Here is a 24,752-nt window from a genome sequence, read left to right as displayed (position 1 = left end):
GGCTTCCGTAAGCCTATTGCGCCGTCAGCAAGGGTGTTTCGTCCGCCCGTATCACCGGCGGCGGGCTCCACTTGCCGGTCAGCGCTTCGGCGTGCGGCGCGTAGAGGCGCATGGTCAGGTTGAAGACGCCTTTCGGCGATGGCAGCCAGTTCGCTTCTTTGTCCGAGCCGGGGTTTTCGTTCTGGACGTAAAGCGTGAGGCTGCCGTCGGGATCCGTCTTGAAGGGCATCCAACTGCTCACCGCGAAGCGGTTGAGCGGGTTCGCCACCTGAAACCCTTCCTTGTCGTAAAGGGTCACCGACCAGAAAGCTTCGACCGGGGGAAGATCCTTCTTGTCGAAGTGCAGCGTATACTTGTTCGCGCCGTCGAAGGGGCGGCCGGCATCGTCGGTCATGCTCATGGGATAGATCGCGTCCTCCGGAAGGTTCGCGCCAAGGCCGAGCTGCGCGACGATGGCGCGCTTGAGATAGTAATTGCCGTAAACGCCCATCGTATCTGTGTTCATGGACCAACCGTTGACCATGCGGGCGAGGGTGGGGACCTTCCAGGCCATGAGTTTCTGGGCGATTTGCGGTGTGCCTTCGAGAGCCTTGGCGACGGAGGAATCGAGCTTGGACAGGTCGAAGCTCTGGCCTGGCTCGATGCCGATGCGTTTCATCCGCGCGACGATGGGCTGATCGGTGATGTGGGGCGGGTGAAACTTCAAAAGTTCAGCACCATAGGCGAAGAACTTTGCGGCATTCATCGTATCCACCTGGATCTTCGGCGGCGTCTTCATGTCGATGTTCGGGTCTATCTTCACCTCTAATGGCTTCGGCTCCTTGCCCCACTCCGAGAGCGGCGCGATCTTGAAGCCCGCCTGGACCTTGTGAACGGCGTCGTAGTCGGGCGGGCCGTCGGTCTTCGTGCGGCCGATGATCCACACGTAAGGGGTCGGCGCGTCGATGCGCTGGGTTTCCTTCGGCAGCTTGAGTTCCTCGGCAAGCCGCTCGCGCAGGTCGGGCCGCCAGTCCGGCGGGGCGATGAGGAAATGGCCCGCCTGCGTTCCGGTGGTGCGCCAGCCGGGAGAGGCGAAGACATCCGTCCACATGTCGAGCATAGGCAGGAGGTAATAGCGCCCGCCCGTATCAGGCACGGAAACGACCACCGGTTCCTTTGTCAGGTCGAGCCAGGCGCTGGAATAAAGCGTGTCGAAGTTGGGCCTCACGACGACGCGCAGATCGGCGGGCGGGAAGGTCGCGACGTTCGCGAAGCCGTTCATGGGGCCGCCGATGGCGCCGGGCTTCGGTTCGACATTGGTGAGTTGCTTGCGCGTCACGTCCATCGTGACGATGGGGTAGAAGTAGAGATAGGCCTCGACGCCGATGGCCCGGGCTTCCGTTTCTGAAACCTTCTCCGCGGCGTGGAGTGGTGTCAGGCTCGATAAGGTCGCAGAAAGAGCGACGATGGTCAGATGACGTAAAAGCGAAGGCATCTGGTTTTCTCCGATGGGGTAGGGCTGGCGCAGGCACTGCAGCTGTAGGAAGCAAAACCGTTCGCCCTCGGATCTAGCGCCGCTCAGGAGCCCTTCCAGCGAAGGGCGGCCCCTTACCTCCAAAGAGACCGCATCGTCTGGGAGCTTTTTCTTTCCGGCCGCAGGCTAGGGACAAGGCTTGCGAATGATCCGGAACAAATATAGAACGCGCGTGTGCCCTTTTATTGGGGACAGCTTTGTGCTGGATTGATCCCCGGCTTGTTCCGTGGCCGATCAGGCTTCAGAACACGGCCTTGCTGAATTTGGAGAAGAGAGCGATGGCGGGCAGCGTCAATAAGGTGATCCTGGTGGGCAATCTGGGCCGTGACCCGGAGGTGCGCCGCCTGAACAACGGCGAGCCGGTCGTCAACTTGCGCATCGCGACCTCGGAAACCTGGAAGGACAAGGCGACCGGAGAGCGCAAGGAAAAGACCGAGTGGCACTCGGTCGTCATCTTCAACGAGAACCTCGCCCGCGTGGCCGAGCAGTACCTGCGCAAGGGCTCGAAGGTTTACATCGAAGGCCAGCTCCAGACCCGTAAGTGGACCGACCAGAGCGGCGTCGAGAAGTACTCCACCGAGGTCGTGCTTCAGCGCTTCCGCGGCGAACTCACCATTCTCGACAGCCGTGGCGGCGGAGGTGGTGATTACGCGGATGACGAGGGTGGCGGCGGCCAGATCAGCCGTGGCGGCGATTTCGGCCGCTCCTCGCCGATGGAACGCCGCCCGGCTCCCGCCAGCAGCGGCGGCGGTGGCGGTGGCGGCGGCTCCCGCTACAACGACCTCGACGACGATATCCCGTTCTAGGATTTGATCGGCCCTTTGGGCTTCCCCCGGAGCCGATCCGGCGGACAGATCATCCGGTTCCCGGGGGATTGAGAACGAAATAAAAAAGCCCGCCTTTTGAAGGCGGGCTTTTGTGTTTTTGTGCGGATGCCGCTCAGAGATCGAGAATGAAGTTGGTCGCCTTCAGCGCCATCTTGTTAGCCAATGTCAGGATCAGCTCCGCGGTTCCGGCGTTCACCCCATCGGCGTCGTAGTAAAGACGCCCATCGTCGGTGTCGTAGAGAAACTGCCCTTTGGCGGAGGTAGCCATCGGAACGCTGCCGACAACGAGGGGGTTCTTCAGATCCAGATTGTTGAACCCGCGGTCTTTTTCAATGAGCAGGAAGTCTTTCGCAGTGAGGTCGGCGATCGTATAGTCCGTGTCGTAGGTGTTCAGAATGAACACGTCCGAGCCTGCTCCGCCGATCAGCGTATTGCCGCTCGAAGCGAAAAATCTGTCGTTCCCGGCGCCACCGCTAACGGTGATGGCCTCAGCATCGTAGATATAGAACACATCGTCGCCTTTCGTTCCGATGAACGAACTGCCTGCCTGTGTTTCATCGATAGTCAGAACCACCTTTTCGAACTGACCGGCTTTGATGCCCTCATATCCGATATCTACGGCGGACCTGCCCGTGACCTTCGACAAATTCAGGTTATCGATGGCGCCCGGCACGGCTCTGTTAAAAAAGTCGAGGTACAGCGTATCCACGCCTTTTCCACCCAGCGCGTAATCCTGTGCGCGCACGACAATCCTGTCGTTCCCGGCATCGCCAAGCAGCACGTCCTTGAGGACATCGTATCCGCCGGAGAGGAAGTCATTTCCGCTGCCGCCGGAGAGATGATCCGCGCCGTAGCCGCCATCGAGCCTGTCGTTGCCGTCCTCACCCTTAAGGCGATCATCGCCATCATCACCGTTAAGGGTATCGCTGTCCTTTCCGCCGTACAGCTTGTCGTTCCCTATGCCGCCGTTCAGTTGGTCGCTCCCGGCGCCGCCGGAAAGGTAGTCGTTGCCATCGCCGCCGGAGAGAGAATCGTTGCCAGCGTCTCCGAGAAGACGGTCATTATCGCGACCGCCGGAGAGGTAATCGTCACCAACACCCCCGTAAAGCGTGTCGTTCCCGTCTTCTCCGTAGAGAACGTCGTTCCCTGCGTCGCCGTACAGTTTGTCTTTGTCCAGGCCGCCTTCGATATGGTCGTTTCCGGCGCCGCCATGGAGAATGTCGTTACCATCAAGCCCGCTGAGATAGTCATCATCGGCGTCTCCGAACAGCTTGTCCTTGCCCAGGCCGCCAACAAGATCGTCATTGCCATCGCCGCCGTAGAGGGTGTCGTTGCCGTCATGACCCGAGAGGTAATCGCCGCCGGCGCGCCCTTCGAGCCGATCGTTGCCGAAGAAGCCGTACATCCAGTCGTCGAAATTGGTCCCTTTTAACTTGTTGCCGGTGTTAGTGCCCCGGAAAATAGCCATAGTAGCCCTCCTTGAAAGATGTATAACGATATTACGTACCTTAACTGGACTTGCAAGTTTTCGTGTACCATAAGGCGTCTTTGCAATTAGAAGGTTCAATGGGTCGACGGTCGATGCGTAGCAATCGGCAGCCCGTCGCGCCCGGACGCGAGCGTATCAACGTCGGGCAGGGCAGAGATGCCCCAAGGCCGGATGACACCGTGACGCGACGGGTCTAAGACGGCGACGGCCTAAATTCTCGCTGTCAGCTCTGGATCAACAGTTCCATCATGTCTTCCCAGTCTCTCGATACGCTTCTCACCTGGATCAAGACCGAAAGCCCGACGGACGACCCGACCGGCGTCAACCTTATGATGGATCTCGTCGTTGCCGAGGTGGCCGATGCGCCGGTGGCGGTGGAGCGTATTCCCGGCCAGCCGGGGCTCGGCGACGCCCTCGTTTTGCGCGCAGGGCCGGAAAACGGCGAGCGGCCCATTCTCGTGATGTCGCATCTCGATACGGTGCACCCCGTCGGTACGATCAAGCGCGACCTGCCGCTGCGGATCGAGGGCGACCGTCTCTACGGGCCGGGCGTTTATGACATGAAGGGCGGTGCACATTTCGCCATCGAGGCCTTCGTGGAGGTCGCCCGTAAGGGCAATGCAGCGCGGCCCATCGTCTTCCTCGTGACGCCTGACGAAGAAATCGGCAGCCCCATGACGCGTCCGATCATCGAGGATTTCGCGCGCCGCTCGGCCTATGCCCTCGTCACCGAACCCGCCCGCGATAACGGCCAGATCGTCACCTCCCGCAAAGGCGTCGGGCGTTTCGCTGTGCATGTGGAGGGGCGTCCCGCCCATGCGGGCTCGCGCCACAAGGATGGCCGCAATGCCATCTACGAGGCCGCGCGGCATATCCTCGCCGTCGAAGGCATGACGGATTACGCGCGCGGCATCACCACCACGGTGGGCACGATTGCCGGCGGCACGGCGGAGAACGTGGTGCCCCAGCATTGCCGCTTCCAGGTCGATCTGCGCGTCGAGACGGTGGCGGATGGGGAGGCCTTGAGCGCCGCGATCCTCGGATTGAAGCCGAGTCATCCCGATTTCAAAGTCAGCGTGAGTGGTGGCATGAACCGTCCGCCCTATGAGCGCACGGAAGGCGTCGAGAGGCTGTTCCAACATGCCCGTGGGCTCGCCGCAGAGATCGGCTTTGACCTCATCTCCGCTCCCCGCGTCGGCGGTGGCTCGGACGGCAATTTCACGGCGGCAGTGGGCACGCCCACCCTCGATGGCCTCGGCATCGATGGCGACGGCGCACACACGCTGCAGGAATATGGCATCATCTCCTCCATCGCTCCGCGTCGGGAACTGATGAAGCGGCTGCTCGAGACGCTGCGATGACGACGATCATGATCAGCGATCTGCGCGAGCGTCCCGATTTCGCAGGAACCGTTGCGGATCGCGTCTGGCGAGCCTTCTGGAAGAAGGACGGCTATCCGCTGGAGCACCTCACCGGCCTTGTCGCGCAAAACCTCGAAGGGAAGGGGCCGGTCCCGTCCGCTTTCGTCGCTCACGAGGGCGATGTCTTCCTCGGGACTTCATCTCTCATCGCCTGTGACGAGGACAGCCGTCCCCAATACGCCCCCTGGGTGGCCGCCGTATGGGTGGAGGAAGAGCATCGCCGCAAAGGCATTGGCGCGGCGCTCGTTGCGCGAACGGCGGAAGTTGCCTTCGCATCGGGGGCACGGCGGGTCTATCTTCTCGCGCGCGCCCATCGTCGCGCTTTTTACGAGGGTCTCGGCTGGGCGGTCCACGAGGAGAACGTGCCGCATGAAGGCATGTTCATTCTTGTGAAAGACGCCTGAACGCTAAAGCGCCGAACCTTTAAACAACGCCTCGACGCCGTTGATGATGAACTGCACGGCGAGCCCTGCGAGGATCACGCCGAGGAGGCGGCTCAGCACGATGTTGCCGGTAACGCCGAGCATGCGCGATACGCGCTCCGCGGCCTGAAACACCACGAAACAGCTCAACACGCCGAGCGCGATGAGGATCAGAAGCGAGGACAAATAGACCGGGTCCCCATTCGCGCGCCCGGCGAGCAGGATCACGGCCGTAATGGCGCCGGGGCCCGCCATGAGCGGAATGGCGAGCGGGAAGGCGGCGACGTTGCGGATGTGATCCTCCGTGATGGCAACATTCGCCGTGTGCTGCTTGCGCTCGTTGCGGCGCTCGAACACCATCTCGAAGGCGATCCAGAACAGAAGCAGGCCGCCCGAAATACGGAAGGCCGGAATGCCGACGCCTAGGAGGCGCAGGAGAACCTCTCCGCCCAATCCGAAGAACGCCAGGATACAGAAGGCGATGAGCGCCGCGCGGATCGAAACCCGCTTCCGCTCCTCGGCGTTCATGCCCTGTGTCAGCGAAATGAAAATCGGCGCGAGCGCCGGGGGGTCGAGGGTCACAAAAAGGGTGACGAGGGCGGCGGAAATATAATCGAAAAGCATCGGCTGGACCTTCGGAGGAGCTTTGCGTTATGCCGTCGCTAGGCGCGTTTGGCGAGGGGGGATGCAACGATGTTCACGGTTTTGGACGAATTAAGCTGGCCCGGTTCGCCGACGAAGTCCAACGAAGACTCCTGCGGGGCCTCAGCCGATTGGGCCTGGGTGATCGACACCTCGATCTTTCCCGGCACGCCGCCAGTCATGAACAAGGAGAGCGACGCCACCTGGCTCGCGACCTTTGTCAGCGAGCGCCTGTCGGATCTGGCGCCCAATGCCGAGAACGGCGTCGATCTCCTGCGTCATGTCATGGAGGAAGCGCGCACGGTCTTCTTCGCGCAAGCGCCCGAGGAACGGCGCGAGGACTTCCTCACCTGGCCGGTCGGGGCGATGACGTTGGTGCATCGCCAGGGCAAGCGCCTCGACGTCTGGACCTTCGGCGACACCGTCGCGTATCTGCGCCATCCCGATGGGCGGGTGGAGGCGCTCGGAGACACGCCCGACCTGCGTAAGTTCGAGGTCGCAAAGGCGCGGGAGTTTCTGGAGGCGACCGGCGCGACACCCGCCACCATCACCCAGATGCCGCTCTTCCAGAACTGGCTTGCGGAGCGCCGGCAGCGCCAGAAGAAGAGCGCGGGCCTGTCCCTCCTCGGGCTCGACCCCAGCGCCGCTGATCGCCTGCGGCACGAGACGGCCTCTTGCGAGGACGGCACGGTGATCCTCCTCGGCAGCGATGGCTTCGCCGCCCTCATCGATCTCTATGAAGATTTCAGCCCCGCCGAACTGATCCAGGCCGCCCTCACCACCGGCCTCGAACCGCTGGCGGCGCGCGCCCGGGAAATCGAGACGCAAGTGGACCCGGATGGAAAACGCTACCCGCGTTTCAAGGTGAGCGACGACACGACGGCTCTGCTTTTGCGGGCTTAGAGGGCAGCCCTGAAGCGGTTTGGCATTCTCTTGATGTCACGGGCGGGCCTGATCCAACCATTGACGCTTTGTTCAGCCCTGAGTCGTGAAGGATGATCCAGCATGTGCTGGATCATCTTTTGAGATATAGGCTTTGTCTGCCTCAGAATGTGGTGAAGCTTGCCACGGGCAGCCATAGGGTGCCCATGGCTGGGCTTAGACGACAAAGAAGTCGGCAGCAGTGAGTTTCAGTTTCTTAGGGAGTTTTGCGATCTCCACAGCCGCCTTCGAGCCAGAACCATCCTCGTCGTAGTACAGGATGCCCTTCTTCTTGTCGTAGATGAGATAATCGGTCTTGCTCTTGGCCTTGTCGGCGATTTTGAAGAACTTCTTGTTCAGCGCAGCCGGAGCGTCTTCCGAGCCCTTCTTGCCGAGTTTCTTGAACACCGCATTGTCGAGCCAGATGGTGTCATCCGCCACCGAGAAGTCGGTGATGGTATCGCGGTTGGTCTTCTTGTGCGGCTTGGTGTTGAACACGAACACATCCTGGCCGGTTTTGCCGGTCATGATGTCATTGCCCAAAGCGCCGTAGAACCGGTCTGCGCCCGCCGTACCGGTCAGTACGTCCTTGCCCTTGCCGCCACGGAAGATGTCGAGAGCGTCGCTCACATGCACGGTCAGCGTCCTGTCGAGGCTCTCGCCATGCTTGTCCGTGACTCGAACCACGATTGTATGAGAGGTTGCGCTCTCATAGTCCAGAAGCGCCCCGTTGGCGACCTTCAGAGTTGCGCCATCCAGCACGAAGCGTCCGCCTGCATTGTCACGAAGCTCATAAGTGAGCACATCGCCCTCAGCAAGGTTCGGGTCACTGCCTTGCAGAAGACCGACGACAGTGCCGGTTGCCGCACCTTCGACAACGCTTTCGCCCTGAATTCTCACATCGGACGGAGCTTCATTGAATATGTCATCGGGGATTTCACCCAGCCGGAAACGCTGTTGATAGACGCCTAACGATGTCGCACTCTCTACGATTGTGTACGACACAACCCAGCTGCCGTCGTCCAGCAGCGTAACGCTCGATCTCTGAGCATGACCGCTTGTCAGAGTGTTGACCATCGTCTCTGAGCCAAGCGCGCGCCCATTGCTGGCATAGGTCTGCTGGAAAACGCCGTAGAGCGTCTCCGAATCCTTCTGATACTGCCCCGTCCAGGTTACAACCCAGCTGCCGTCGGACAGCGCGACGATTCTGGCATCGCCTTGATAACCTTTTGTCGTGGTGTTGACGCGGATCTCGCCCGTCGTAGGGACGCCGTCACTGGTGAACCGGCGCATATAGACGCCTTGCCCATCTCCATCCTGGCCTTCCGATTGCCAGATAACGACATAGCTGCCGTCGGCCAGCACCTCGACATCAGGAATACCTTGCCCCTTCGCGGTCGTGATGTTCACGAGCTGATCGGCGGGGTTCCCCGATGCATCCTTGTGCTCGGGTTCGCCATTGCTGTTGTAGCGCTGCATGTAAACGCCAGCGCCATCGCCGTCCTGGCCCGCCGACTGCCACACGACGACCCAGCCGCCATCCTTGAGGCTGGAGACTTGCGGGCGCCACTGCTGCTCCGCCATTGTCGTGTTGACGGTAATTTCATCTCCAAGGGGATTGCCGTCGGCACTGAAATGGCGCTGACGAATATCGTAAGTAGGACCAAACGAGGCTCCCGCGCTCCAGGTTACGACATAGCTGCCGTCAGAAAGGGTCGTGATGCTCAAGGTTTCTTGAGGACCCGTTGTGGGGGTGCTGATATGCGAAGGCTCGCCCGTGGGATCCCCATCTTTTGTATAGCGGCGCTGATAGATCACACTCTCGTCGCCCACTCCGGGAGTGGCGTCAGGGATCACATCACCCCACACGAATATCCAGCCTCCGTCATCCGTGGCTGTAATCGTCGGCTTCACCAGAAGGTGTGTTTCTCCCGAGGGAATATTGACACGGATCTTGTCTCCGACAGGGTTTCCACTGTCGTCGTAGCGCTGGTAGTACAGATCGTGTCCACCTACGCCCGGCTGAGTCCACGCGGAGATCCAGCCACCAAGTTTCAGGCCGATCACTTGGGGGTTGAGCGATTGTTGCCCGGTGGGCGTATCCAAGCGTGTTTCAATTCCTTCGCGGATAATCAGATCAGCCATCGATATTCCTCAAGTTGAGCAGTCTGCAGAGAAGGCCTGACGGCCTCTGATTTGATACGTAATAATATTTCTTTAGAAAATAGGAAGCTTATTCTGTTGCTGGGTCGATGTTGCCGTTCATTCGAAGCTGGTTGGGTAAGCGAGCCAATGTGACTTGGCGGATCGCGCCTCGTTAGGGATTGGGGCCTCAATTGATCCGCTGCGATAATCGAGCCCTGCTTTTGCGGACTTGAATCAGTTTCTCAAGCATCTGAATCGTTTTCTGAAGAAGAGATGAAAATGCCACTTCTCTCAGGGCGTTGCAGGCTCTTCCTGAATCGCGGGACGCCGTCCTCCGGCTCTCACCAGCGCTTCGACGCGCTTCTCGATGGAGGGATGTGTCGCGAAGAGATCCGCGAAGCCCCGGCGAGGGTTGTCGATGCACATTTCCATGATGCCGGAAGGGGCGTCATCGATTTCGCTGCGGTCCTCGATCTTGAGGAGCGCCGCGATCATGGCATCGGGATTGCGGGTCAGTTCCACCGCGCCTGCATCCGCCAGATATTCCCGCTGGCGGGAGAGGGTGAAGCGGATCACGACGGAGAGAAACCAGGCGATCACGATGCAGGCCAGCGCCACGAGGATGGCGGCGGCCTGACCGGAATTCTTGCCTTTGCCGGAGTTGCGAAAGAGCCGCACGCCGCCTCGCATCCCGCGAAAAATTAGCTCGCCCACGAAGGAAATCACGCCGACCACAAAAACCGCGACGATCATCATTCGCACGTCGCCGTTGCGGATATGGGTCAGTTCGTGGGCTAGCACCGCCTCGATCTCACTCTCATCGAGGGTATCGAGAAGGCCGCGGGTGATGGTGATCGTGAACTGCTCGGGCTTCACGCCTGCGGCAAAGGCGTTGAGGGCAGGGGTCTCGGCGATCCGCAGTCGGGGCGTGGTGATGCCACGCGACAGGCACAGGTTTTCGAGAAGGTTGTAGAGCTTCGCGTTCTCCGTCCGCTCGACCAGTGACGAGCCCATGACAAGGCCGAGGGTGAACTCGTTGATCCGAAAGCCAATCCACACCCATAGGGCCACGGCGGCGGTCGTGAGGGGCGACAGCCACAGAAGGTCATAAAGGGCGGCCCGGACCAGATCGTCGAACGTGCCGGGGGCTCCCTCCAGCGCCCGCGCCAGAAGGGCGAGGGCGAAGGTCAGGAGATAGAACAGCACGAAGAGGCCGGCGATGAGGATGGCCGAGCGGCGACGATTGGCTGCAATCTGCGTGTAGAGGCCGAAAGCGGGGAGCACGGGCTAAAGCATTCCTGAGGGCCGCATTTGTCAGCAAAGCGCCTCAGAACGTCACTTTCGGTGGCGCTTCCAGCGTCTGGCGCTGGGCCTCGCCGAGGTCGAAGAACTCCTTCGGGCCAAAGCCCATCGCCCCGGCGAAAAGCACCGCCGGGAAGGACTGGATCGCCGCATTGTATTCCGCGACCCCGTTGTTGAAGAACCGCCGCGCCGCCGCGAGCTTGTTCTCGATATCCGACAGATCGAGCTGCAATTGCTGGAAATTGGCGCTGGCCTTAAGGTCGGGATAGGCTTCGCTCAGGGCCAGAAGCCGGCCAAGGGCCCCGGAAAGGGCGCCTTCCGCAGCGGCCTGTTCCGCCGGGCTGTGGGCCTGCAAGGCCGCGTTGCGGGTCTGGACGACGGCCTCCAGCGTTCCGCGCTCGTGGCCAGCATAGCCCTTCACCGTCTCGACCAGATTGGGAATGAGGTCATGGCGCTGCTTCAGCTGCACGTCGATATCGGCAAAGGCCTGCGTGACACGCTGCCGTAACGACACCAGGCCGTTGTAGACCGCGATGCCATAGAGGACGATGACGACGACGATACCGGCGATAATCCAACCCAAAACCCAGCCCTCCAACGATTCCGGCAAGACATGGCACGGCTTGGCCGTTCTGCTCAAGGGCGCTTTTCGGGGTCCTGACACGGATGTCCTCCGAGGAGACCTCGGCATTGCTCCCAAAGGCCATTCCATCGGGGTGCTTTCTACCTTTGGAAAACGTGTCAAAAGCCTTGAAAACATCGCATTTTTCGCCCAGTTAAGGATTTGATTTTCAACTGAGATTCGCATGCGCCGCCCGGCGCGCGGACAGAGCGTGAAAAGCTGCCTTTTCCGGGGTGGCGCGTTTTAAGAAAGACCGACCTTGACCGATCCGAACGATATCAGCTCCGGTGGCCCGACGGGGGATCAGCCGGCCAGCGACATCAAGCCGGTTTCCATCGTAGAGGAAATGAAGCGCTCCTATCTCGATTACGCCATGAGCGTGATCGTGAGCCGCGCTCTGCCCGACGCCCGCGACGGCCTCAAGCCCGTGCATCGGCGCATTCTCTACGCCATGAATGAGAGCGGCTACACGCCGGACAAGAAATACGTAAAGTCGTCGCGCATCGTCGGTGACGTGATGGGTCAATATCACCCGCACGGCGACCAATCGATCTACGACGCCTTGGTCCGCATGGCGCAGGATTTTGCGCTGCGTGTGCTGCTCGTGGACGGCCAGGGCAACTTCGGCTCGGTGGACGGCGATCCTCCGGCGGCGATGCGTTACACTGAGTCCCGCCTGACTCGCGCGGCCATGCCGTTGCTCGAGGATATCGACAAGGACACGGTCGACTTCCAGCCCAACTACGACGAGTCCCAGTACGAGCCGACGGTTCTGCCGGCGCGCTATCCGAACCTGCTCGTCAACGGCGCGGGCGGCATCGCGGTCGGCATGGCCACCAACATGCCCCCCCATAATCTGGGCGAGGTCATCGACGGCTGCGTCGCCTATATCGACAATCCCGACATTTCGACCGAACAACTGATCGAGATCATCCCCGGCCCGGACTTCCCGACCGGCGGCATGATCCTCGGACGCGCGGGCGTGCGCTCGGCCTATACCACCGGGCGCGGCTCCATCATTATGCGATGCAAGTCCGAGGTGGAGGAGGTCCGCAAGGAGCGCGAGGCGATCATCGTCACCGAGATCCCGTATCAGGTGAACAAGGCCTCGCTGATCGAGAAGATCGCGGAACTCGTGCGCGAGAAGAAGGTCGAGGGCATCGCGGACCTGCGCGACGAATCCGACCGCGACGGCATGCGCATCGTCATCGAGATCAAGCGCGACGCGATGGCGGAAGTGGTACTGAACCAGCTCTACCGCTACACTCCGCTGCAGACGAGCTTCGGCGCGAACATGGTGGCGCTGAACGGCGGGCGTCCCGAACTGATGACCTTGAGGGACCTGATCGGCGCCTTCGTCGACTTCCGTGAGGAGGTCGTCTCCCGCCGCACCAAGTACCTTCTCAACAAGGCTCGCGAGCGCGCCCACGTTCTGTGCGGCCTCGCCATTGCCGTCGCCAATATCGACGAGGTGATCCGCCTCATCCGCACCGCGCCCGATCCGAACTCCGCCCGCGAGTCCCTCATGGGCCGCGACTGGCCGGCGCAGGATATCGCGCCGCTCATCGCGCTCGTGGACGACCCACGCCATCGCATTAACGAGGACGGCACTTATCGCCTCTCCGAGACCCAGGCCCGCGCGATCCTCGATCTGCGCCTGCAGCGCCTGACCGCTCTGGGCCGCGACGAAATCGGCGACGAGCTCTCGAAGCTGTCGGCGGAAATCTCGGATTATCTCGACATCCTGCGCTCTCGTGTGCGCATCATGTCGATCATCAAGGACGAACTGATCGAGATCAGGAACGCCTTCGCCACCCCGCGCAAGACCATCATCACCGATTGGGACGCGGATGTGGACGACGAGGATCTGATCCAGCGCGAGGACATGGTCGTGACCGTGTCCCACGCGGGCTACATCAAGCGTGTGCCGCTCTCGACCTACCGGGCGCAGCGCCGTGGCGGCAAGGGCCGCTCCGGCATGACGACCCGCGACGAGGATTTCGTCACCCGCCTCTTCGTCGTGAACACCCATACGCCCGTTCTGTTCTTCTCTTCCAAGGGCAAAGCCTACAAGGAGAAGGTGTGGCGTCTGCCACTCGCTGCTCCCAATGCCAAGGGTAAGGCGCTGGTCAACATGCTCCCGCTGGAGCAGGGCGAGCGTATTTCCACCATCATGCCGTTGCCCGAGGACGAGACGACCTGGGATACGCTGGACGTGATGTTCGCGACCTCGCGCGGCACGGTTCGCCGCAACAAGCTCTCGGATTTCGCGCAAGTGAATCGCGCGGGCAAGATCGCCATGAAGCTCGACGAGGGCGAGAGCATCCTCGGCGTTCAGATCTGCACCGAGCGGGACGACGTTCTGCTGACCACCGCCAAGGGCCAGTGCATCCGCTTTGCCGTGCCGGAAGTGCGCGTGTTCAAGGGGCGTGACTCGATGGGCGTGCGCGGCATCAACCTCGCCAAGGGCGACGACATCATCTCGATGGCGATCCTGCGGCATGCGGAAGCCACCAGCGAGGAACGCGCCGGTTACCTCAAGATGCGCCGCGCCATTCTTGGCGAGCAGGCGAGCGCTGAAGCCGGTGCTGAGGCCCATGCCGAGGCCGAGGAGGAGAATGTCTCCGCCGAGGCGCTTTCGATGGAGCGCTACACCGAGATGAGCGCGCTGGAGCAGTTCATTCTCACCTTGTCCGAGAAGGGCTTCGGCAAGCGCACCTCGTCCTACGAGTACCGCATTACCGGACGCGGCGGCAAAGGCATCACCGCTATGGCTGTCAACAGCCGAAACGGCAGTCTCGTCGCCTCTTTCCCGGTGGAAGAGACCGACCAGATCATGCTCGTCACCGATGCCGGCCAGCTCATCCGCGTTCCCGTCAACGGCATCCGCGTCGTCGGCCGCAGCACGCAGGGCGTCACGGTCTTCTCGACCAAGGATAAGGAGCGCGTCGTCTCCGTCGAGCATATCGAGGGCGAGGACGGTGAGGACGAAGGCGACGAGGGTGAAGTACCGGAGATCGGAGATACGGAAGGTTAGAGCCTTCTGACTCTCAGTTGAGAATGATGGCCGGGTTCGTCCCGGCCATTTTTTTTGCAAGCAAATCAAAATCGGGCGAAGATTCTGTTTCGAAATGAAGTTACACGTTATTCAGTAATTTTTTGGAAGTTCAGAAATGCCGTCCCGGATTGCGATGTTCTGTCTGAACCTTGGGTTTTGTCTTGTGCTTGGAGCGGAGGCCTATGCGTTCTGCACCCGCCCCTCAGACACTATCGAGGTCATGAGGGCCGCTCTCCAGCAAGACAAGACAATCAAGCAAGGCAAAGCGAACAAGGATCTGCAATTCTTCCATACGGCGGCACCGGGTAACATTCAGGAGATGTGGACCTTCACGCGCCCCAATCATCCTGCCTATCCCGGCTTCAGTTGTTGGAAAGTCGGCCCTTGGGCAGGGAACTCCGCCCCCTGGCGCGTCTATGCTCACTGCAAAGCAGGCAAGGCGGCATGCGATCGCTATCTGGCTGAGATAGAGGGGCTCACGAAAATTGTCATGAGGCAGTGGAAGACGGACTGATCCTATATCGAAGACGAAGGCGGCGAGGGCGACCTCGGGCCGGATACGGAAGAAGGAGAGGGCGCTGAATAAGCGCCCTTTTTCTTTCAGGCGCGCTATTTGAGTTTGCGGCTGTAGGCCTTGGCAAAAGACGAGGCGATGAGATGCGCGTTAGAGCCGCTGCGGCTAGATAGTCTGATCTTGACGAACTTGTCGCGGTTCACCGTCACGAAAAGGAAGGACGGTACGGTTTGGTCCTTCATTTCGATACGCAGGCTGGCGGCATCGTAGCCCGACTCGTTCCAGCGCTTGAGCACTTGTGCCTGCTTATAAATGCCGGCGCTTACCATCCTGTCGATCTCGCCGAGCGCAGCGGAAACTTCTTTTGCAGCATTCTTCGTTTCCGATCTTTGGGAACGGTCTCGGCTTTCGTCGTAGACGTAGACGTCGGCCCAGGTGCTCTTGTCGGGAGACGAATATCGCACGCTGAAGCCTGCATCGCCCCCGTAGCGCTGGACGATGCTTCGGGCCATTCCAACGATCTCACGAGGAAAACTATAGCCCTCGATAACGAGGTCGCGCGCGCGACTCGCCGAGAGTGCGCTGTCCACTGAGCTTTGTGCAAAGGAATGTGAAGCAGGTGCGATAATGCCCAAAGTGATGAGGCACAGCACCCAGAGAATGGTTTTATGAGCCAGACTTTGCATGAGAACTTCCTTCGAACTGGAACTGTAATCGTGTTCTCGTTCTGGAGTCTATTGCCCAACGATGCTTCCGTCGCGAGCAAGGGACGATGGGCACGAGGGCGCTGAATACGCGACCCTTTGGAGGTCGCCGGGCTTGAGGCCTGCTAGATCCCCAACGTGCGGCTGTAGGCTTTCACGAAGCGTGAGGCCACGTCTCGGTCGCGTCCCGGCGCGAGGGTGAGCCTGATCTTGACGATGCGTCCCTTCTCCCGCGTCAGGAAGAGGAATGAATCGAATTCCATCCGCCCGTCGTCGATGACGAGCCGTGCGCCGGAAAAGCCGCTGTCGTCGAGTTGCTCGGCGACGTCGACCCGTTTCAGCTTGCGGAGTTTGACGATGGCCTGCAGGGCCGCGAGGGAAACACGTTTCTCGTCCTCGACGGAGACGGGAGGCGCACCGGGCTCTCGCAGTTCGTTGTAGATGTAGACAGTCGCCCACGCGCCCGCTTTCGGGGTGCCGTACTGAACGCTGAAGCCGCCGCTCGGCGTCTGGTACTGCAGGACCTGTCCGCGCGCGAGGCCCGCGATCTGCATGGGAAATCCGAATCCGTCGATGAAAAGCTCCCGGACGCTGCTTTGCGATCTCTCCCGATCGACGGTGAACTGCGCGGCAGCCTGCGATGCCGGCACGAGCGTGCCGATGACGAGGCCGATGGCGCAGGCCAGGAACGGCAGGCTGAAGGGTCTCATGGGGCTTCCCTCGTGGACGCGGGCTATATCATTCCATCCCTCCGGAGTTTGTCCACTCCTTCAATGACAGCAGCCCGCTTCGACTTTTCTCCTGTGGCAGAGGAGCTTCACGGCGCTCTATGGTGCGGCCCGGGAGGAGACAGATGTGACGCAGAACGAAACAGGCCGCTTCGACTACATCATCGTCGGTGCGGGCTCCGCTGGCTGCGTGCTGGCGAACAGGCTCTCCGCCGATCCGTCAAAGCGCGTTCTCGTTCTGGAGGCGGGCGGGCGTGACAACTGGATCTGGTTTCACATTCCCGTCGGCTATCTCTTCGCCATCGGCAACCCGCGCGCGGACTGGATGTTCAGGACCGAGGAGCAAGCGGGCCTCAACGGGCGCTCGCTCGCCTATCCGCGTGGCAAGGTGATCGGCGGGTCATCCGCCATCAACGCGATGATCTATATGCGCGGGCAGGCTGCCGACTACGACCGCTGGCGGCAGGCGGGACTTCCCGGCTGGGGCTGGGACGGCGTGCTGCCTTACTTCCTCAAGATGGAGGATCACGCGCGCCCGATGAATGCCTCGCACCGTTCGGGCGGCGAGTGGCGGGTCGACTTTCCGCGCATGCGCTGGGATCTGCTTGATGCGGTTCAGGATGCGGCGGAACGCGTCGGTATTCCGAAGGTCGATGACTTCAACACCGGCGATAATGAAGGCTCGTCCTATTTTCAGGTGAACCAGAAGAACGGGAGACGCTGGAGCGCGGCGCGCGGGTTCCTGAAGCCTGTTCTCAACCGCCCCAATCTGCACCTCGAAACGGGCGTGCGGGTCGAGCGCGTAGTGATGGAAGGCCGCAGGGCCGTCGGCGTTCTCTACACGAAAGGAAGCGAGCAGTTCTTCGCTCGGGCCGATGGAGAAGTCGTTCTCTCGGCAGGCGCGGTGTGCTCGCCGCAGTTGCTCGAACTCTCGGGCATCGGTCAGCCGGAGCGCCTGCGCGATCTCGGCATTCCTCTCGTGCATGCGCTACCCGGCGTCGGCGAGAACTTGCAGGATCATCTCCAGCTTCGCCCCATCTTCAAGGTGTCGGGCGTGCGCACCCTCAATGACGATTACCGCAAGCTCTGGATGCGTGGGCTCATGGCGCTGGAATACGCGCTGTTCCGCAAAGGCCCGCTCACGATGGCCCCGTCGCAGCTCGGCCTCTTCACGCGCTCCTCGCCGGAACAGGCGACGGCAAACGTGCAGTTCCACATTCAGCCCCTGTCTCTCGACAAATTCGGCGACATGCCGCACCCGTTCCCGGCCTTTACGGCGAGCGTCTGTAACTTGAGGCCGACGAGCCGGGGCTCGATCCACGCCCGCTCGGGCGACCCGCGCAGCGCACCCATGATCCACCCCAACTACCTCTCGACGGAGGAGGACAGGCGGGTGGCCGTCGATTCCATTCGTCTGGCGAGAAAGATCGCCAACGCTGCGCCGCTCGCCCGCTTTCATCCCGAGGAATTCCGCCCCGGCGCTCACCTGACGACAGACGGCGAACTCGTCGCGGCGGCAGGTGATATCGGCACCACCATCTTCCACCCGGTCGGCACGGCCAAGATGGGGAGCGACGACGATCCGACAGCGGTTCTCGATGCGAGGCTCCGGGTCAGAGGGGTCGAAGGACTGCGCGTGGTGGACGCCTCCGCCATGCCGAGCATCACATCGGGCAATACGAATTCGCCCACGATGATGATTGCCGAGAAGGGGGCGGAGATGATTTTGGCGGACGCGAAATCGGCTTCGCGCGCTTGAAGGATCTCTCTTGGGGATCGTTCTGTATTTAGCTCTCTCGTCACTCCGTGGGCGCGCGCTTGATGGGAAAGCTCGTCCCCTTCAACACCGCCCTCATCCTGAGGAGCAGCCGAAGGCTGTGTCTCGAAGGAGGTTCCAGTGCGCGCTGGAGACGCCTCGCCCTTCGAGACGCTTCGCTCCTCAGGGTGAGGCTATGGGGGTGCGTCGAGCGGCTCCGTCGTTCCGGTGCATGCTTCAGCCTTGCCCCGAACGAAGATGGGAGGCGACTTGCTAAACGGGTTCAGAGGTAGAAATCGCTCTTCGACAGGTGCAGGTTGTTATAGACCGTCACCGAACTCGTATGAGCGGCATCGAAATAGACGATGCTGCTGTCGAGAGCGCCATCGCCGTCCGTGTCGATCTTTTCGATCTGGAGCTTCTTGAAGCTCTTGAACCCGAAGGCGCGGAGGTCGATGTGATCTTCCCGCTTGTGAAAGTCGTAGATGTAGTCGTTGCCGCCGCCGCGCTTGAAAACGAAGGTGTCGCGGCCACCCTTCGCGCCTTTCAGCATCTCGACGGCGTCCCCCCACATATGGTCCGTGCCGGAGCTGCTGATCAACGTGTCGTTGCCGCCGCGCGCCCGGCCCGACATGGTTTCCGCGTCGCCATAGAGGCGGTTCACGAGCGCCTTGCCCGTCAGGATGTCGTTGCCGCCGACCGACCAGCCGGACATCGTCTTTGCGTCGCCGTAAAGCCCGCTGGCCGTCCCATGGCCGGTCAGGCGGTCGTTGCCGCCGCGCGCGTAGCCGGAGAGGGTCGAAGCGTCGCCGAAGAGCGAATTGAAGCGGCCGTAGCCGAAGATCTTGTCGTTCCCGCCGACGGCATGGCCGAAGATATTGAGGGAATCGCCATAAGCCAGGTTGGAGCGGCTTTCCCCTGTCAGCGTGTCGTTGCCGCCCCAGGCCTTGCCGAACATCGCCTCGGTGGCATCGCCGAAGAGCGTGCTCGCGAAGTCTCCCCCGACGACGATTTTCTGGGAGCCGCCTTTCTGGCTGCCGCTGAGATTTCCGTTTCGATCGCCGAACTTGAACGCCATGGCTTACTCGTGACTCAAGGACTGAAGCGCCTTCCTCATGTCATTGAAAATGCTTGAGGATGAACGCTTTTCCGGTCTTAAAGCATAGCTTCGCGGGGCGGGGGCGTCGATTGATCCAGAATTTCCGGAACTACCCCTAAATCACCATTGATGGGGTTTCCGGGCCGCCGGCTATTGAGAGACGGTAAGGCGGTTTTCAGGCCCAGGCGGCGGGAGCCAGAACCAGGGAAGCCATCACGAAAACAACGAGGAGACGGACTGTCATGTGACCCTCCTTTATGAGGTCGAAGGCATCCTCTCCCGAAAAGTCCTGGGCGGCTGTGCGCGGACGCACGGCTTGCTCCGGGAGCGTTCTCAAGCTACGCCATAGCTCCCATGACACGCACCGCGCTCTATACCGGCAGCTTCGACCCCGTCACCAACGGCCACCTCGATGTGGTGCGTCAGGCGTGCGGCATTGCCGACAGGCTCGTGATCGCCATCGGCATCCATGCCGGGAAGAAGCCGGTCTTTTCGCCAGAGGAGAGGGCGGAGCTTCTGCGCGCCGTCTGCGGCCCCCTGGCCGACAGTCTCGGCGTTTCCCTCGATATCGTGACGTTCGACGGTCTCGCGGTGGACGCAGCCCGCCGCCATGACGCGAAGGTCATCGTGCGCGGCCTGCGGGACGGGACCGACCTCGACTACGAGATGCAGATGGCCGCCATGAACGCGGCGATGGCGCCGGATATCCAGACGGTCTTTTTTCCTGCCTCGCCCCTTGTTCGCCCCATCACCGCCACGCTCGTGCGCCAGATCGCTGCAATGCACGGCGACGTTTCGGCCTTCGTGCCGCCTCTTGTCGCCGAGCGGCTGAGAGACAAATTCAAGCGGTCCTGAAGGCCGCATTCAAACCAAGGAGACTGCCCGATGAAGCGCCTGCTCGTTGCCGGAGCCCTGATGTTCGCGAGCCTTGTGCCAGCAGTGGCCCAACAGGCCACTGACCCGCAGAACACGATCTATCTCGACACCAAGGACGGTCGCGTCACGATCCTGCTTCGCCCCGATCTCGCGCCCAAGCATGTGGAGCAAATCAAGGCCCTGACGAAGCGCGGCTTCTACAACGGCGTGGTGTTCCACCGGGTGATCGGCGGCTTCATGGCGCAGACCGGCGATCCGACGGGCACCGGCACGGGCAAGTCCGACCTGCCGAACATCCCGGCTGAATTCACCAAGACGCAGTACAAGCGCGGCTCCGTCGGCATGGCGCGCTCGGCGAGCCCGGATTCGGCCAACAGCCAGTTCTTCATCTGCTACGAGGGCTGCGGTCCGCTCACCGGCCAGTACACGCTCTTCGGCGAAGTCGTTGCCGGCATGGACGTGGTGGACAAGATCAAGAAGGGCGACCAGGCCAACAATGGCATGGTCTCGTCTCCCGACAAGATCGTGAAGATGCAGCTCGCCACCGACGCGAAGTGATGCGTTTCCCCTCCCGATCGCTTCTCCGGCTCGCGGCGCTTCTCACAGTTATGGTGGTGGCGCCGCTTGCACCGGGATTGGCGCAAGGCGTCTCGCCTTTCGGGGACGAGGAGGAGGGGAAGACGCCTTATGACCTTTCGCCCAAACTTCCCGAGAGCATCAACGGCGTGATCCGCCCCGGCGAGGGCCTGAAGGACGGGCGGATCGACACCCTGAACGATGTGTTCAGGGTCATTCAGTCATGCTGGCGCCCGCCGCGCAACAGCGGGTTTTCAGGGCAGGAAATCACCGTCCTGTTGAGCTTCAAGCGCAACGGCGAGCTTTTGGGCAAGCCGCGCATTACCTTCTACAAATCCGGTGGCGATGCCGACCAGCGGGACGCTTTCCAGCGGTCGGTGCTCGAGGCTTTTGCGCGGTGCACGCCGCTTCCCGTCACGGAAAAGCTCGGGAGCGCCATCGCGGGCCGCCCCTTCACCTTTCGTTTTGCCGACACTCGTCCTATGTGAGCGGCGAAGCATTCCATTCTTCAAACGGATTCATCAAACAGGAGGACCTCATGGCCGATCCGGAAAACACCCTCATCCTGGAAACGACCAAGGGCCGCGTGGTCATCGAACTGCGCCCCGATCTTGCGCCCAAGCATGTGGAGCGGATCAAGACCCTCGCCCGCAAGGGCTTTTATGACGGCATCGTCTTCCACCGCGTGATCGACGGCTTCATGGCGCAGACCGGCTGCCCGGAGGGGACCGGCACCGGCGGTTCGGACCTTCCCGACCTGCAGGCCGAGTTCAATGCAGAGCCGCATGTGCGCGGCGTTTGCTCGATGGCTCGCACCAACTATCCGCATTCGGCGAATTCGCAGTTCTTCATCTGCTTCGACGACGCCCGCTTCCTCGACAAGCAATACACCGTGTGGGGCAAGGTCGTGGAAGGCATGGATAACGTCGACAAGATCAAGCGCGGCGAGCCCGTGCGCGATCCGGACCGGATCGTCTCGATGAAGGTGCAGGCGGATATCTGATCTGCATGCGCATTCTTGCGGTCTCAGGCAGCCTTCGGGCTGCCTCCCTCAACTCCGCTGTGCTTGAGGCGGCGCGTCGTCTTGCGCCGCCCGGCATCACGATCTCGATTTACGGCGGAGTAGGCGATTTACCGCATTTCAGCCCCGACCTGGAGGGCGAGGCCAATCCTGCTGCCGTAATGGACTTGCGGGCGCGTGTCGGACAATGCGACGGTCTTCTGATTGCATGTCCAGAATATGCACATGGTGTGCCCGGCGCTTTCAAGAATGCTCTGGATTGGCTTGTGGGGAGCGTCGAGTTCCCCGAAAAACCTGTCGCGCTCATCAATCTTTCGGCGCGTTCAGTGCACGCGCAAGCCTCGCTCCGGGAGATACTCACGACGATGTCGGCCCGGATCGTGCCCTCGGCGTGCATAACCCTTTCCATTCCAAGCAGAACCTTTGTCGCTGACGATATCGTTGCCCATCCCGAATTCTCGGCGCAACTGCGCGCTGCGATAACGGCGTTTGCCCAAGAGGCCTTTGCCCAAGAGGCCGATGTGGGCGCGGCGCAATTGTCCCACGCCAAGTAGTCAAGAGCATGCACGTCGATCTCTTCGATTTCGAGCTTCCCGAAGACCGGATCGCGCTTCGTCCCGTGGAGCCGCGCGATGCCGCTCGGATGCTCGTGGTGCGGCCCGATGCGGCCCCCTTCGAGGATCGCATCGTGCGCGAGCTGCCGGATTTGCTGCAGCCCGGTGACGTGCTTGTGCTCAACGATACCAAGGTCATCCCCTCGCGCCTCTACGGCCTGCGCGTGCGTGAGGAGACGGCGGCGCGCGTCGAGATCATGCTTCACAAGCGTGAAGGGGCGGATCTCTGGCGTGCCTTCGCGCGGCCCGCCAAGAAGCTCAATGTCGGTGACCGCATCCGCTTCGGCGAGCATGCGGAGGGGACGGTTTGCGAGCTAACGCACCTCGATGCGGAAGTGATCGCGAAAGGCGAGGGCGGGGATGTGACCCTGCGCTTCGCGTTCTCCGGTCCCGCGCTCGATGAGGCTATCGCCCGCCTCGGCGAATTGCCGCTGCCACCTTACATCGCGGGCAAGCGCCCGACAGACGATAAGGATGTTGCGGACTATCAGACCGTTTACGCTCGCGACGAGGGCGCGGTTGCCGCGCCGACGGCGGGCTTACATTTCACGGATGACCTTTTCCGCCGTCTCGATGAGCGCGGCATCGCACGCCATTTCGTGACGCTGCATGTGGGCGCGGGCACCTTCCTGCCGGTGAAGGCCGAGGACACGAAAGACCACAAGATGCACGCCGAGTGGGGCACGGTCTCCGAGGAGACCGCGCGGGCGCTCAACGAGGCGAAGGCGCGGGGCGGGCGCATCGTGGCGGTCGGCACGACATCTCTGCGGCTTCTGGAAAGCGCGGCGCGGGAGGATGGCACCATCATGCCGTTCTCCGGCGAGACGGCGATTTTCATCACGCCGGGTTATCGGTTCAAGGCGGTGGACGTCCTCATGACCAATTTCCACCTCCCGCGCTCGACCTTGTTCATGCTGGTCTCGGCCTTCGCCGGGCTGGAGCGCATGCAGGCCGCCTATCGGCACGCGATTGCGGGCGGCTACCGGTTCTATTCCTACGGCGACGGCAGCTTGTTGTTCAGGGCGTGATGTCTCTCAGGCAGGGGCAGGACAATCGGTTCGGCCTCTTCCGAGCAAACGCGATTGCGGCCGCTGTTCTTGGCGGCGTAAAGCAGCCTGTCGGCCCGGTTCACGAGTTGCTGCAAGGTTTCTCCCGGATGATATTCGGCAATGCCGAAGCTCGCCGTGGTCCGTGAATTTCCCCGCAGACCTTCCGTCCCCGATGTTTCGAAAAGAGCGCGAATGCGTTCCGAAAACTTCGCCGCATCGTTCAGCGTGCATTCGGTGAGCAGAACGGTGAACTCTTCACCGCCCATCCGTCCGACAATGTCGTTCTTGCGAACGTGCGCGTTCAGCAGCGCCGCGAACTGTCTTAAGACGCGGTCGCCTGCCAAGTGGCCGTTATCGTCGTTGATGGCCTTGAAGTAATCGATGTCACAAACGACAAGGCTGATTGGATGAAGCTTGCCGTTTGCGATGGCAGACAGCGCCTTTTCCTCAAAGCCGCGCCGATTATTGGTCCCAGTCAGGGCATCCGTAGCACCCTGCGCTTTCAGGTCGCTCGTGATGTCGGTAACGATGGCGAAGAGCAGCGAAAGCCCCATGAGCACGGCAGAAACGATCAGTGAGAAGTTGAAAGCCAGCCAGAAGGGCGAGTCGCCGAAGGCTCTTTGCGAGGCGTTCAGCGCTCCGGGGTTGAACGTCAGCACGGGGCGCAGGGCGATCTGAAGACTGAGCAGCAGAAAGAGCCCAAAAATGACTTTCTCGACGAGGCGGTCCTCAGGGGAGGGGCGAAGGCGAAAGGCCGTCATGGCGAAAAGAAACGAACACCCCAAGCTGCTGATGTAGATGCGGGCGCTCAAGTTCGGGTCGATGAAATAGTAATGAGCAAACCCCACGGTTGCCGGGAGAAGGATCGCCGCGACTTGAGCGATCGTTAAATCCTTATGCCTTCTGAGGAGGCACCCTTTGCTCAGAAGCACAATGCAGATCACGAAAAGGATGAGCGTGGGGAGGAGATTCTGGCCGGAATTGCCGGAGGAAAGGATGAGTCTTGAGCTCACCGCGAGGGTGTAAAAGCTGAATGCCCCAACAACGTACAATATGTATGTGCGGGTACGATGCTGAGACCATAAAAGGAAATAGAATATCGTAAAAATAGATCCGATGACGGGGCTCAGAAGCGTCATCAGCTGGTTTCCGCTCATGGATGGAACCTTCTCAACGATCCCAGGTTCGGCAACGGGAGCGGAGAACGAGCATTGGAGCGGCAACTCGCTCAAGGGTTTTAAAATTATTATTTAATAACATAGCCATGTTTAGGGTGATTATTTTCTGATTTTGTTATTATTGAACAATATTGTGCGGAGAGGAATTTGATTGTGGCAATTGATATCGAGGTTTTTGCCGTTGATTGTCAATGATGCCTTCGATTTATTGTGGCGATTCTTTCTTTTGTGATTTGTTGTGCGAGAATTTTCCTCGCGAATTTATTTGTCGCGAA

General features: G+C 61.0%; 24 protein-coding genes. 13 read left to right on the top strand and 11 right to left on the bottom strand.

All coding sequences use genetic code 11. The annotated features are described in order from the left end of the window. Positions 1-13 precede the first annotated feature (13 nt). The gene (locus tag DQW91_RS13735; protein WP_112664216.1) at positions 14-1,474 is read right to left on the bottom strand and encodes a DUF1254 domain-containing protein; all 1,461 of its coding nucleotides are present in this window, start codon (positions 1,472-1,474) and stop codon (positions 14-16) included. Positions 1,475-1,791: 317 nt separating this feature from the next. Here DQW91_RS13735 and DQW91_RS13730 point away from each other — a divergent pair, with 317 nt between their 5' ends. Continuing rightward, positions 1,792-2,319, top strand: coding sequence for a single-stranded DNA-binding protein (locus DQW91_RS13730; protein WP_112664215.1), 528 nt, complete (start codon positions 1,792-1,794; stop codon positions 2,317-2,319). A 133-nt stretch (positions 2,320-2,452) separates the two neighbouring features. Here DQW91_RS13730 and DQW91_RS13725 read toward each other — a convergent pair whose 3' ends face one another. After that, on the bottom strand, positions 2,453-3,808 hold the full coding sequence (locus DQW91_RS13725) for a calcium-binding protein (RefSeq protein ID WP_112664214.1): 1,356 nt from the start codon (positions 3,806-3,808) through the stop codon (positions 2,453-2,455). A 269-nt stretch (positions 3,809-4,077) separates the two neighbouring features. Between DQW91_RS13725 and DQW91_RS13720 the strand changes: the two genes are divergently transcribed. Next, positions 4,078-5,190, top strand: a complete 1,113-nt coding sequence (locus DQW91_RS13720) for a M20 family metallopeptidase (protein WP_112664213.1) — start codon at positions 4,078-4,080, stop codon at positions 5,188-5,190. Next, positions 5,187-5,654 carry a GNAT family N-acetyltransferase gene (locus tag DQW91_RS13715; RefSeq protein ID WP_112664212.1) on the top strand — a complete coding sequence of 156 codons (468 nt, stop codon included), beginning with the start codon at positions 5,187-5,189 and terminating at the stop codon, positions 5,652-5,654. The genes DQW91_RS13720 and DQW91_RS13715 overlap by 4 nt, the downstream gene beginning before the upstream one ends. Before the next feature lie 3 nt (positions 5,655-5,657). Here the strand turns inward: DQW91_RS13715 and DQW91_RS13710 are convergent, their stop codons facing one another. Then, positions 5,658-6,296 (bottom strand): MarC family protein, encoded by a 639-nt coding sequence (locus tag DQW91_RS13710; RefSeq protein ID WP_112664211.1) that lies wholly within the window; start codon positions 6,294-6,296, stop codon positions 5,658-5,660. A 69-nt stretch (positions 6,297-6,365) separates the two neighbouring features. On the opposite strand from DQW91_RS13710, the gene DQW91_RS13705 reads away from it, so the two are divergent. After that, positions 6,366-7,217, top strand: a complete 852-nt coding sequence (locus DQW91_RS13705; protein WP_112664210.1) for a protein phosphatase 2C domain-containing protein — start codon at positions 6,366-6,368, stop codon at positions 7,215-7,217. Between the two features lie 195 nt (positions 7,218-7,412). On the opposite strand, the gene DQW91_RS13695 is transcribed toward DQW91_RS13705, so the two are convergent. The 3 genes from DQW91_RS13695 to DQW91_RS13685 all read right to left on the bottom strand — a co-directional run bounded on the left by DQW91_RS13695 (position 7,413) and on the right by DQW91_RS13685 (position 11,265). Then, positions 7,413-9,380 carry a cadherin domain-containing protein gene (locus DQW91_RS13695; protein ID WP_112664208.1) on the bottom strand — a complete coding sequence of 656 codons (1,968 nt, stop codon included), beginning with the start codon at positions 9,378-9,380 and terminating at the stop codon, positions 7,413-7,415. Positions 9,381-9,671: 291 nt separating this feature from the next. Further along, positions 9,672-10,664 carry a M48 family metallopeptidase gene (locus tag DQW91_RS13690; RefSeq protein ID WP_112664207.1) on the bottom strand — a complete coding sequence of 331 codons (993 nt, stop codon included), beginning with the start codon at positions 10,662-10,664 and terminating at the stop codon, positions 9,672-9,674. Positions 10,665-10,707: 43 nt separating this feature from the next. Continuing rightward, on the bottom strand, positions 10,708-11,265 hold the full coding sequence (locus DQW91_RS13685) for a LemA family protein (RefSeq protein ID WP_245411035.1): 558 nt from the start codon (positions 11,263-11,265) through the stop codon (positions 10,708-10,710). A 385-nt stretch (positions 11,266-11,650) separates the two neighbouring features. Between DQW91_RS13685 and gyrA the strand changes: the two genes are divergently transcribed. Continuing rightward, a complete protein-coding gene (gene gyrA / locus DQW91_RS13680) occupies positions 11,651-14,341 on the top strand; it encodes a DNA gyrase subunit A (RefSeq protein WP_245411046.1) in 2,691 nt (896 codons plus the stop codon). Positions 14,342-14,477: 136 nt separating this feature from the next. Then, the gene (locus tag DQW91_RS13675; protein ID WP_157961452.1) at positions 14,478-14,876 is read left to right on the top strand and encodes a hypothetical protein; all 399 of its coding nucleotides are present in this window, start codon (positions 14,478-14,480) and stop codon (positions 14,874-14,876) included. A gap of 95 nt (positions 14,877-14,971) precedes the next feature. On the opposite strand, the gene DQW91_RS13670 is transcribed toward DQW91_RS13675, so the two are convergent. Beyond that, positions 14,972-15,562: a hypothetical protein gene (locus DQW91_RS13670; protein WP_112664203.1), complete on the bottom strand. Its 591-nt coding sequence runs from the start codon at positions 15,560-15,562 to the stop codon at positions 14,972-14,974. Between the two features lie 143 nt (positions 15,563-15,705). Continuing rightward, positions 15,706-16,290: a hypothetical protein gene (locus DQW91_RS13665; protein WP_112664202.1), complete on the bottom strand. Its 585-nt coding sequence runs from the start codon at positions 16,288-16,290 to the stop codon at positions 15,706-15,708. Between the two features lie 145 nt (positions 16,291-16,435). On the opposite strand from DQW91_RS13665, the gene DQW91_RS13660 reads away from it, so the two are divergent. Further along, the gene (locus DQW91_RS13660) at positions 16,436-18,067 is read left to right on the top strand and encodes a GMC family oxidoreductase (protein ID WP_112664201.1); all 1,632 of its coding nucleotides are present in this window, start codon (positions 16,436-16,438) and stop codon (positions 18,065-18,067) included. A 280-nt stretch (positions 18,068-18,347) separates the two neighbouring features. Here the strand turns inward: DQW91_RS13660 and DQW91_RS13655 are convergent, their stop codons facing one another. Beyond that, entirely contained in the window at positions 18,348-19,142 is a 795-nt protein-coding gene (locus tag DQW91_RS13655) for a calcium-binding protein (protein WP_112664200.1), read from the bottom strand. 196 nt (positions 19,143-19,338) lie between these two features. Next, complete coding sequence (locus DQW91_RS16670) at positions 19,339-19,476, bottom strand: hypothetical protein (RefSeq protein ID WP_157961451.1); 138 nt, start codon at positions 19,474-19,476, stop codon at positions 19,339-19,341. A gap of 41 nt (positions 19,477-19,517) precedes the next feature. Here DQW91_RS16670 and coaD point away from each other — a divergent pair, with 41 nt between their 5' ends. The 6 genes from coaD to queA are packed head-to-tail and all read left to right on the top strand — an operon-like array spanning position 19,518 to position 23,278. Continuing rightward, positions 19,518-20,018 (top strand): pantetheine-phosphate adenylyltransferase, encoded by a 501-nt coding sequence (coaD, locus tag DQW91_RS13650; RefSeq protein ID WP_112664199.1) that lies wholly within the window; start codon positions 19,518-19,520, stop codon positions 20,016-20,018. A 30-nt stretch (positions 20,019-20,048) separates the two neighbouring features. Then, the gene (locus tag DQW91_RS13645; protein ID WP_112664198.1) at positions 20,049-20,597 is read left to right on the top strand and encodes a peptidylprolyl isomerase; all 549 of its coding nucleotides are present in this window, start codon (positions 20,049-20,051) and stop codon (positions 20,595-20,597) included. Further along, positions 20,597-21,103 (top strand): energy transducer TonB, encoded by a 507-nt coding sequence (locus DQW91_RS13640; protein WP_112664197.1) that lies wholly within the window; start codon positions 20,597-20,599, stop codon positions 21,101-21,103. Before DQW91_RS13645 ends, DQW91_RS13640 begins: the two co-directional genes overlap by 1 nt. 50 nt (positions 21,104-21,153) lie before the next feature. After that, entirely contained in the window at positions 21,154-21,618 is a 465-nt protein-coding gene (locus DQW91_RS13635) for a peptidylprolyl isomerase (protein WP_112664196.1), read from the top strand. A gap of 5 nt (positions 21,619-21,623) precedes the next feature. Next, positions 21,624-22,190 (top strand): NADPH-dependent FMN reductase, encoded by a 567-nt coding sequence (locus DQW91_RS13630; RefSeq protein ID WP_112664195.1) that lies wholly within the window; start codon positions 21,624-21,626, stop codon positions 22,188-22,190. 8 nt (positions 22,191-22,198) lie between these two features. Next, positions 22,199-23,278 carry a tRNA preQ1(34) S-adenosylmethionine ribosyltransferase-isomerase QueA gene (gene queA / locus DQW91_RS13625; protein WP_112664194.1) on the top strand — a complete coding sequence of 360 codons (1,080 nt, stop codon included), beginning with the start codon at positions 22,199-22,201 and terminating at the stop codon, positions 23,276-23,278. Here the strand turns inward: queA and DQW91_RS13620 are convergent. Continuing rightward, positions 23,245-24,111 carry a GGDEF domain-containing protein gene (locus DQW91_RS13620; RefSeq protein ID WP_157961450.1) on the bottom strand — a complete coding sequence of 289 codons (867 nt, stop codon included), beginning with the start codon at positions 24,109-24,111 and terminating at the stop codon, positions 23,245-23,247. The genes queA and DQW91_RS13620 overlap by 34 nt on opposite strands. Between the last annotated feature and the right edge of the window lie 641 nt (positions 24,112-24,752).

Origin of the sequence: Microvirga flavescens (assembly GCF_003290125.1) — a bacterium.
GTDB lineage: Bacteria > Pseudomonadota > Alphaproteobacteria > Rhizobiales > Beijerinckiaceae > Microvirga > Microvirga flavescens.
The sequence above is the reverse complement of the archived record's forward strand: the minus strand, read 5'-3'. Positions and strand labels throughout refer to the sequence as shown.